The organism is Streptomyces sp. A0642 (assembly GCF_004795105.1).
Classification (GTDB): Bacteria; Actinomycetota; Actinomycetes; order Streptomycetales; family Streptomycetaceae; genus Streptomyces.
On the sequence record NZ_SSBL01000004.1, the window covers coordinates 464,531 to 472,589 of the forward strand.

The window sequence follows — 8,059 nt, forward strand, 5'->3', positions numbered from 1 at the left end:
TGACCTGCCCACTCGAAGGTAGGCAGTCGCCCGGGGTGCGTCAACGATCGCCACACTCGGCACGCCGAGTGATAATCACCCTGAGGGTGGTTTCCCGTGACTCACTACCGGGAAGGGCTTGTCGGATGCGCCGGCCGTGCCCCTCGGGGACGTCACTGACTGTTCGTGCCGAAGTCCTCCGGTGAGATCTGGTCGAGGAACTCGCGGAACTTCTCCACCTCGTCCTCCTGCTCATCGGGGATCGCGATTCCCGCGTCGTCGAGCACCCCGTCACTGCCGTAGATCGGCGTGCCGGTGCGCAGGGCGAGCGCTATGGCGTCGGAAGGCCGCGCACTCACTTCGACCCCGCTGGCGAAGACCAGCTCCGCGTAGAAGACCCCTTCGCGCAGATCCGTGATCCGGACCTCAGTGAGCTCCTGGCCCACGGCCTCGAGCACATCCTTGAAGAGATCATGGGTCAGCGGCCTGGCCGGAGCCATGCCCTGCTGAGCGAAGGCGATCGCGGTCGCCTCACCAGGACCGATCCAAATGGGGAGGTACCGGTCGCCTCCCACTTCACGCAGGAGCACGATCGGCTGGTTGGAGGGCATTTCCACCCGGACACCCACTACGTCGAGCTCGTTCACACAGCAACCCTAGGACGTGCTCGGCAGGTTTGGGTAGTCGGGCCCCGCCGGGATCAGTGCAGACGGATCTGCAGAGCGGTCTGGACGAGCGCCGCGTGCAGCCGTACGGACAGCTCGGCGAGCTCCTTCGCCGTGGCCTCCGCATGGGCTCTGGTCTGCGGATTCCGGTGCCGCCGCAAGGGTGCGACGACCTGCTCGATCAGTCCGGCCTCCCGGTCGGCGGCCGCTCGCATCGCGCGCAGATGGCGCGGTTCCAGACCGAATCGCCCCAGATCCGCCACAAGCCTGGCGATGGTGACGGTCTCGGCGTCGTAACCGCCTCCCGCCGACGGCGCCACCAGACCGTACGACTCCCAGGCGTCGAGGTCGCTCTCGGTCACCTCGGCGGCAGCGAGGAGCTCGGCACGGCCGATACGGGCGGCGGTGGGCCGCCCGGTCCCCCCGGTCCAGCCGCCGTCGGCCGGCTCCGGCTCGCCGCCCGCGGCCGGCAGGTTCGGCTGCTCCCCGCGGGCGAGGGCGTCCAGGTGCTCCCGGATGACCTTCAGCGGCAGATAGTGGTCCCGCTGCATCCGCAGCACCTGAGCCAGCCGCTCGACGTCCTCGGGACGGAACTTCCGGTAGCCGGAAGGCGTCCGCTGCGGCTCGACGAGCCCCTCGGCCTCCAGGAAGCGGATCTTGGAGATCGTGACTTCGGGGAACTCGTCCCGCAACTGCAGGAGCACCGTGCCGATGCTCATCGGGCGGTCGTCGGCGGTGGCGGTGCCGTGGCCGGCACCGCCCGTCGGTGTTCTCAGCATGGACCTTCCTGACAGGTCAGATGCCGCGCTGGCTCGCGTAGAAGACCAGCCGGTACTTGCCGATCTGCACTTCGTCGCCGTTGGACAGCGCGACGGAGTCGATGCGCTCACGGTTGACGTAGGTGCCGTTGAGGCTGCCGACATCCCCCACGGTGAAGCTGCCGTCGGGGCTCCGGCGGAACTCCACGTGGCGACGCGAAACCGTCACGTCGTCGAGGAAGATGTCACTCTGCGGGTGGCGGCCGGCCGTGGTCAGCTCGCTGTCCAGGAGGAAGCGGCTGCCCGAGTTCGGCCCCCTTCGCACCACCAGGAGCGCCGAACCGAGCGGCAGGGCGTCCACGGCGGCCTGCGCCTCGGGCGAGAGCGACGGCACGGACGTCTGTCCGGTCGCCTCCGCCTCGTAGGCCTCCAGGCCCGAGATGGAGATGGTCGACGTCGTCTCCGAAGCCCGCTCGGGAACGCCGCCCCGCAGCGGAGCACCACAGTTGGAGCAGAAACGGCTGGCCTCGGCGTTGCGGTGCCCGCACCTCGTACAGACCGGCATGGACGAAGCCTCCTGCCTCGGGGCGAACCCTCCACCCGTACCTGAGGTCGACGGGTCTCCGAAACCTATGCGGCCGGGACCGGCAGGGTCAACAGACGACGCGCCGGAACCACCCGAATTGTCACCCTCCAGACCTGTCACCTGATCGCGGAAGAGGGGGCGCTCGCCACCCTGTTCCTCGGTCTGGCCATGACGCGGCGCGCGATGGCGTGCGGCTTCATCGCGAGCGCTCTTGCCGAACAACTTCCCAAACAACTTCACGGGCGATTCCCCTTGACCGAAACAGACCCGCCCGTGGGGCAGGACGAACCCTGAATGAACACACCTGCCGACCCGGACATCTTCACAACGTCCGTATCCACTCGACAGTTTCCACCACGCACCGCCATTACGATGCGGCGACCCCCCGCAACCTCGTGCCCGTGTCCTGCGACGTCCACGCGTCCCGGGTTCACTGGGCCGACGACCGAGAGTAGTCAGGCCGCTCCGCCGGTCGCAAGGCGTCGACGACGATGTCGTCGGACTGCGCCACGTGCACCGTGGCCTGCTCCTTCTCCAGCGTCTGCACGACCCCGCCGGGGATGTTCAGCGCCGGTTCGAGATCCTGCGGCTTGCCGATGACCTTGAAGACGTACGGAGCGGAGATCTTGCGGTCGTCGACCTTGACGGCGCCCCCGTCCCCGGAGAAGTACGTATTGGCCACCACGCGCACGCCGTTGACCTCGATCGCCTCGGCGCCCGCGGCCCGGAGCTCCTGAAGGGCGTCGAGCAGCATGTCGGCCTGCACCGCGCCACCGGGATCGTTGATCGTGAGAGTGATCCCGGGGCCGTGCACCGCCACCGTACCCGCGAGGATGCCCAGTTGGCGCTCCTTCTCCACCGTCTGCTTCCGCGCCTCTTCCGCCTGGTCGGAACTGTTCTCCAGTTCCGTGCGCTGGTCGACGAGACGCTGCTTCTCGTCCTCCAGCCGCTGCGTACGGTCGTCCACCTCGTCGAGGATGCGGACGAGGTCCTCCTGGCGGGCGCCGCGCAGGGCGCTGTTGTCACTGTTCGACCGCACCTGGATGGCGAGCCCCAGGCCGAGGACGAACAGCAGGACCGCGACGATGAGTTGGGCGCGGGTGACCCGGGGCGGCCAGATTCCGGCCATCAGCCGCTGGCGCCCTGTCACCTCCTGGGAGGCTGCCTGCTCGCCGGACTCGGCGCGGTCGCCGCGGTCGCCGCGGAATGCGTCGTTGCTCATCGGCGTCAGGCCCGGAAGATGTGACGGCGGATCGCGGCGGCGTTGGAGAAGATCCGGATGCCGAGGACGACGACCACGCCGGTGGAGAGCTGCGCTCCCACGCCCAGCTTGTCGCCCAGGAAGACGATCAGGGCGGCGACGACCACGTTCGAGAGGAACGAGACCACGAAGACCTTGTCGACGAAGATTCCGTCGAGCATGGCCCGCAGACCACCGAAGACGGCGTCCAGAGCGGCCACGACCGCGATCGGGAGGTAGGGCTCGACCACCGCCGGCACTTCGGGCCGGACCAACAGTCCGACCACGACTCCCACGACGAGGCCCAGTACGGCGATCACGATGTGCCCTTCCCTGTGTCTGCCGCACCACTGCCGGTGTCTGCGGCCTTATAAGGCTCTGCTGTCCGTACGATCAGGCTCGGGGCGGCCGGGAGGCTCACCTTCTCCTGGACGGAGAGGCTGGTCCGGATGTCGAAGGTGTCCTTCAGCGCCTGCAGGTACTGGCCGTCGGCACTGTCCTGGAAGGCGGCGCCGAGTTTCTTCCCGTCCCCCACCGCGAGCACCGTGTACGGCGGCACCAGCGGCTTGTTGTCGACCAGTATGGCGTCGCCGGCGGCCCGGATCGCCGACAGGGCGGTCAACCGCTGTCCGTTGATGGCGATCGCTTCGGCGCCCGACTGCCACAGCCCGTTGACGACCCGTTGCATGTCCCGGTCGCGGACCCGCCCGGTGTCGGAGAACCCGGTGCTCTCCCGGGGCCCGCCACCGCCCTGGTCGGTGTCCTTCGCATCGTCGACGACGAGCTTCACCCCTGGACCCTGCACAGGTGTCGCCCCGGACAGCAGTGCCACCAGTTCGGCCTGGTCACCGCCGTGCTTCTCCAGGGCCTTGCGCTGGCGCCGGCCCACGTCGTCGCGGATCTCCTCCACCTGCGCCTCGAGGGTGTCGGCCGTCGAGGTCTCCGCGTCGATCCGGTCGATGAGCTCTTCGCGTTCCTTGGCCAGGACGGGCGCGGCCACCCGCGCCTGAGCGGCACCGAGCGTCACCACGAGCGCTGCCAGCACCAGGCACGCGGCGAAGCCGAGCTTCGCCTTGAGGGTCCGGGGCGTCCCGGCACGACCGTCGGCTGCCCGACGCGCCGACGCCTCGGCATACCCGTCGTCCAGGCTGTGGTCCATCACATTGGTCAGCAGCGACATGGACGCGTCGGGGCGCGGGGGCGGTGTGGCGCTCGTACGCCGATCGGGGGGCTGCTGCGGCATGCCGCACATCGTCGCATGTCGCGGCGGCTACCGCCGAATGGCCCCACCGTTGCGCCGGAAGCGGCCCGGCGGCTCCCTCAGCCGCACCGCATCACAGGGGCAGGGCCGGATGCCGGGGCGGCGCCTTTCGACCGCCCCGGCATCCGGTCACCTCACTGACCTGCGCTGTCGACGATGGCGGCCCATTCGTCCAGGAGCGCCTGGGCGGAGGCGTCGTCCGGTCCTTCCGCCCACAGGTGGGTCACCGCCTCGGCACGGTCCGGCAGCACCATCACCCATCGGCCGTCGGCCTCGACGACCCGTACACCGTCGGTCGTATCGACGTCGCGGTCGCCCGCGGCCTCGACCACACGACGCATCACCAGCCCCTTGACGGCCCACGGGGTCGCGAGGTCACGCCGCAGCACATGGGCGCGCGGGATGCGCGCGTCGATCTGGCTGAGCGTGAGCTGCGTCCTGGCCACCAGTCCGATGAGCCGCACGAAGGCGGCGGCGCCGTCGAAGACGCTGCTGAACTCGGGAACGATGAACCCGCCGCGTCCGTCTCCACCGAAGATGGTGCCTTCTTCTCGTCCCACCCGGGTCAGGTCGTCGGGCGACGTCATCGTCCACTCGACCTGGGTGCCGTGGTACGCGGCCACCTGCTCGGCCACGCGCGTGGTCGTGACGGGCAGCGCCACCCGTCCGCTGCGGCGTTCCGCCGCGACGAGGTCGAGCATGACCAGCAGGGCACGGTCGTCCTCCACGATCCTGCCCCGCTCGTCGACGAGGGAGAGCCGTTCACCGACCGGGTCGAAGCGAACGCCGAACGCGGCCCTCGCCGAGGAGACGATCTCCCCGAGCCGGACCAGTCCGGACCGCCGCGTCTCCGCCGACTCGGTGGGCCGGGACTCGTCGAGGCCGGGGTTGATGGTCAGCGCATCGACACCGAGCCGTCCCAGCAGGCTGGGGAGCACAAGCCCCGCGCTGCCGTTGGACGCGTCGACGACCACCTTGAGCCCGGCGTCGGCGATCCCGACCGTGTCCACGTTCCGCAGCAGGGATCCCGTGTACGAGTCGAACACGCTGGACGGGAAGTGGAGGTCGCCGATCTCGCCCGGGAACGCGCGGCGGTACTCCTGCCTGGCGTAGACCCGGTCCAGTTTGCGCTGCTGCGCCTGGGAGAGGTCCGCTCCACGCTCGTCGAAGAACATGATGTCGACGGAGTCGGGGACACCCGGCGAGGTGCGGATCATGATGCCGCCGGCGCTGCCCCGCGCCGTCTGCTGGCGGGCCACGGGCAGCGGTACGTTCTCGAGGTCACGGACGTCGATGGCACTGGCCTGCAGGGCCGAGATCACCGCCCGCTTGAGCGCCCGCGCGCCACGGGAGTGGTCACGCGCCGTGGTGACGGTCGAGCCCTTCTTCAACGTCGTCGCGTAGGCCCCGGCGAGTCTGACCGCCAGTTCCGGCGTGATCTCGACGTTCAGAATTCCCGAGACCCCGCGTGCGCCGAAGAGGTGGGCCTGTCCGCGCGACTCCCAGATCACCGAGGTGTTGACGAACGCGCCGGCCTCGATGGTCTTGAAGGGGTAGACGCGGACGTTGCCCTGAATGATCGATTCCTCGCCGACGAGGCATTCGTCGCCGATGACCGCCCCGTCCTCGATCCGGGCGGCACGCATGATGTCGGTGTTCTTGCCGATCACGCAGCCTCGAAGGTTGCTGTGATCACCGATGTACACGTTGTCGTGGACCACGGCCTTGTGGAGGAAGGCGCCGCTCTTCACGACGACGTTCGACCCGATGACCGTGTCCTCCCGGATCTCCACGCCGGCCTCGATCTTGGCGTAGTCACCGATGTACAGCGGGCCCCGGAGTACCGCGTCGGGGTGCACTTCGGCCCCTTCGGCCACCCAGACACCGGGGGAGATCTCGAAGCCGTCGATCTCGACGTCGACCTTGCGTTCGAGCACGTCCGCCTGGGCCTTCACATAGCTCTCGTGGGTGCCCACGTCTTCCCAGTAGCCCTCGGCGACATAGCCGTAGATGGGCTTGCCTTCCTTCATGAGCTGCGGGAAGACATCGCCGGACCAGTCCACGGAGACGTCGGCCTCAACGTAGTTGAAGACCTCGGGCTCCATGACGTAGATGCCCGTGTTCACGGTGTCCGAGAAGACCTGGCCCCAGGTGGGCTTCTCCAGGAACCGTTCGACCTGGCCCGCCTCGTCCACGATGGTGATGCCGAATTCCAGGGGGTTCGGCACACGAGTGAGACAGACCGTGACCAGTCCGCCCTTTTCCTTGTGGAAGGCGATGAGGTCGGTGAGGTCGAAGTCGGTGAGCGCGTCACCGGAAATGACGAGGAAGGTGTCGTCCTTCAATGCCTCTTCGGCATTTTTCACACTGCCCGCTGTACCGAGCGGTTTCTCCTCGTTCGCATAGCTGAGCTCCATCCCGAGCTCTTCGCCGTCCCCGAAGTAGTTCTTCACGAGCGAGGCAAGGAACTGGACGGTCACCACCGTCTCGTTGAGTCCATGACGTTTGAGCAGGCGAAGCACGTGCTCCATGATCGGCCGATTGGCTACGGGAAGGAGAGGCTTGGGCATGCTTGAGGTCATGGGGCGAAGGCGAGTGCCTTCACCACCTGCCATCACGACGGCCTTCATGTCGGAAACGTCCTCCTGTCAGACGACGGTCTAGCCGACTTCGCCCGCCGGAGCGACATACATGTCATCAACCGCGGGGCGGCCACGTCGCGCGCCCCGCTTCAACGAGCTCAATCGGCTACTGCGTCCGCCTTGACCAGCCGGCGGACCTGAACCACATAGAGGATTCCTGCCCACCAGTAGAGGGTTGTACCCCATCCTGCGAACGCCCATCCGAAAATAGTGGCCAGCGATGCCAGCCAACCACTTCCGTCGCTGAGCAGCAACAAGGGGAATGCGTACATCAGGTTGAACGTGGCCGCCTTCCCCAGGAAGTTCACCTGGGGCGGCGGATAGCCGTGACGGCGCAGGATTGCCACCATCACCAGAAGCATCAGTTCGCGGGCGAGGAGTGCGGCGGTGAGCCACAGCGGGAGGATCTCGCGCCAGGTCAGTCCCACGAGGGTGGAAAGAATGTAGAGACGGTCGGCAGCCGGGTCAAGCAGCCGCCCGAGGCTGCTGATCTGGTTCCAGCGACGCGCGAGCTTACCGTCGAGGTAATCACTCACGCCGCTGAACATCAGGACAAGCAGCGCCCAGCCATCGCTCTGGGGCCCGCCGAACTCGGGACGGAGAATCAGCCACAGGAAGACGGGCACGCCCACGAGGCGAGCCATGCTGAGGATGTTGGGGATGGTGAGTACCCGGTCCGTCTGAACGCGGGTCTCCTGGACCTCCACCCGGGGGCCTCCTGTGAGGAACGTGCCAATGATGCCCCCTGACCCTACCCTCAGCCCCGGCCGGCAGGGACACAGGGGTGCCAGGGGCGGTGGGGGAACGCAGAAAAGCCCCGTGCCACAAGGGCACGGGGCTTAACTATCAAAAGGAGTTCGGCGGCGTCCTACTCTCCCACAGGGTCCCCCCTGCAGTACCATCGGCGCTGAAAGGCTTAGCTTCCGGG

General features: G+C 67.9%; 8 protein-coding genes. All 8 read right to left on the reverse strand.

The genetic code is table 11. From position 1 onward, the window contains the following. Positions 1-152 precede the first annotated feature (152 nt). Positions 153-626, reverse strand: a complete 474-nt coding sequence (locus E6R60_RS11555; protein ID WP_006123076.1) for a bifunctional nuclease family protein — start codon at positions 624-626, stop codon at positions 153-155. A 53-nt stretch (positions 627-679) separates the two neighbouring features. Further along, on the reverse strand, positions 680-1,423 hold the full coding sequence (locus tag E6R60_RS11560) for a MerR family transcriptional regulator (RefSeq protein WP_136326376.1): 744 nt from the start codon (positions 1,421-1,423) through the stop codon (positions 680-682). A 16-nt stretch (positions 1,424-1,439) separates the two neighbouring features. After that, entirely contained in the window at positions 1,440-2,228 is a 789-nt protein-coding gene (locus E6R60_RS11565) for an FHA domain-containing protein (RefSeq protein WP_136326377.1), read from the reverse strand. Between the two features lie 190 nt (positions 2,229-2,418). Beyond that, complete coding sequence (locus E6R60_RS11570; protein ID WP_240802513.1) at positions 2,419-3,117, reverse strand: DUF881 domain-containing protein; 699 nt, start codon at positions 3,115-3,117, stop codon at positions 2,419-2,421. Between the two features lie 98 nt (positions 3,118-3,215). Continuing rightward, a complete protein-coding gene (locus E6R60_RS11575; RefSeq protein ID WP_040019805.1) occupies positions 3,216-3,548 on the reverse strand; it encodes a small basic family protein in 333 nt (110 codons plus the stop codon). Then, positions 3,545-4,471: a DUF881 domain-containing protein gene (locus E6R60_RS11580; protein ID WP_136326379.1), complete on the reverse strand. Its 927-nt coding sequence runs from the start codon at positions 4,469-4,471 to the stop codon at positions 3,545-3,547. Before E6R60_RS11580 ends, E6R60_RS11575 begins: the two co-directional genes overlap by 4 nt. Before the next feature lie 152 nt (positions 4,472-4,623). After that, complete coding sequence (locus tag E6R60_RS11585) at positions 4,624-7,119, reverse strand: mannose-1-phosphate guanyltransferase (protein ID WP_136326380.1); 2,496 nt, start codon at positions 7,117-7,119, stop codon at positions 4,624-4,626. Positions 7,120-7,229: 110 nt separating this feature from the next. Next, entirely contained in the window at positions 7,230-7,838 is a 609-nt protein-coding gene (locus E6R60_RS11590; RefSeq protein ID WP_136326381.1) for a CDP-alcohol phosphatidyltransferase family protein, read from the reverse strand. Positions 7,839-8,059 lie beyond the last annotated feature (221 nt).

Coding starts and splice junctions, on each gene's coding strand:
- E6R60_RS11560 (WP_136326376.1), bottom strand. CDS start 1,423: ATGCTGAGAACACCGACGGGCGGTGCCGGCCACGGCACCGCCACCGCC.
- E6R60_RS11570 (WP_240802513.1), bottom strand. CDS start 3,117: ATGGCCGGAATCTGGCCGCCCCGGGTCACCCGCGCCCAACTCATCGTC.
- E6R60_RS11580 (WP_136326379.1), bottom strand. CDS start 4,471: ATGCCGCAGCAGCCCCCCGATCGGCGTACGAGCGCCACACCGCCCCCG.
- E6R60_RS11585 (WP_136326380.1), bottom strand. CDS start 7,119: ATGAAGGCCGTCGTGATGGCAGGTGGTGAAGGCACTCGCCTTCGCCCC.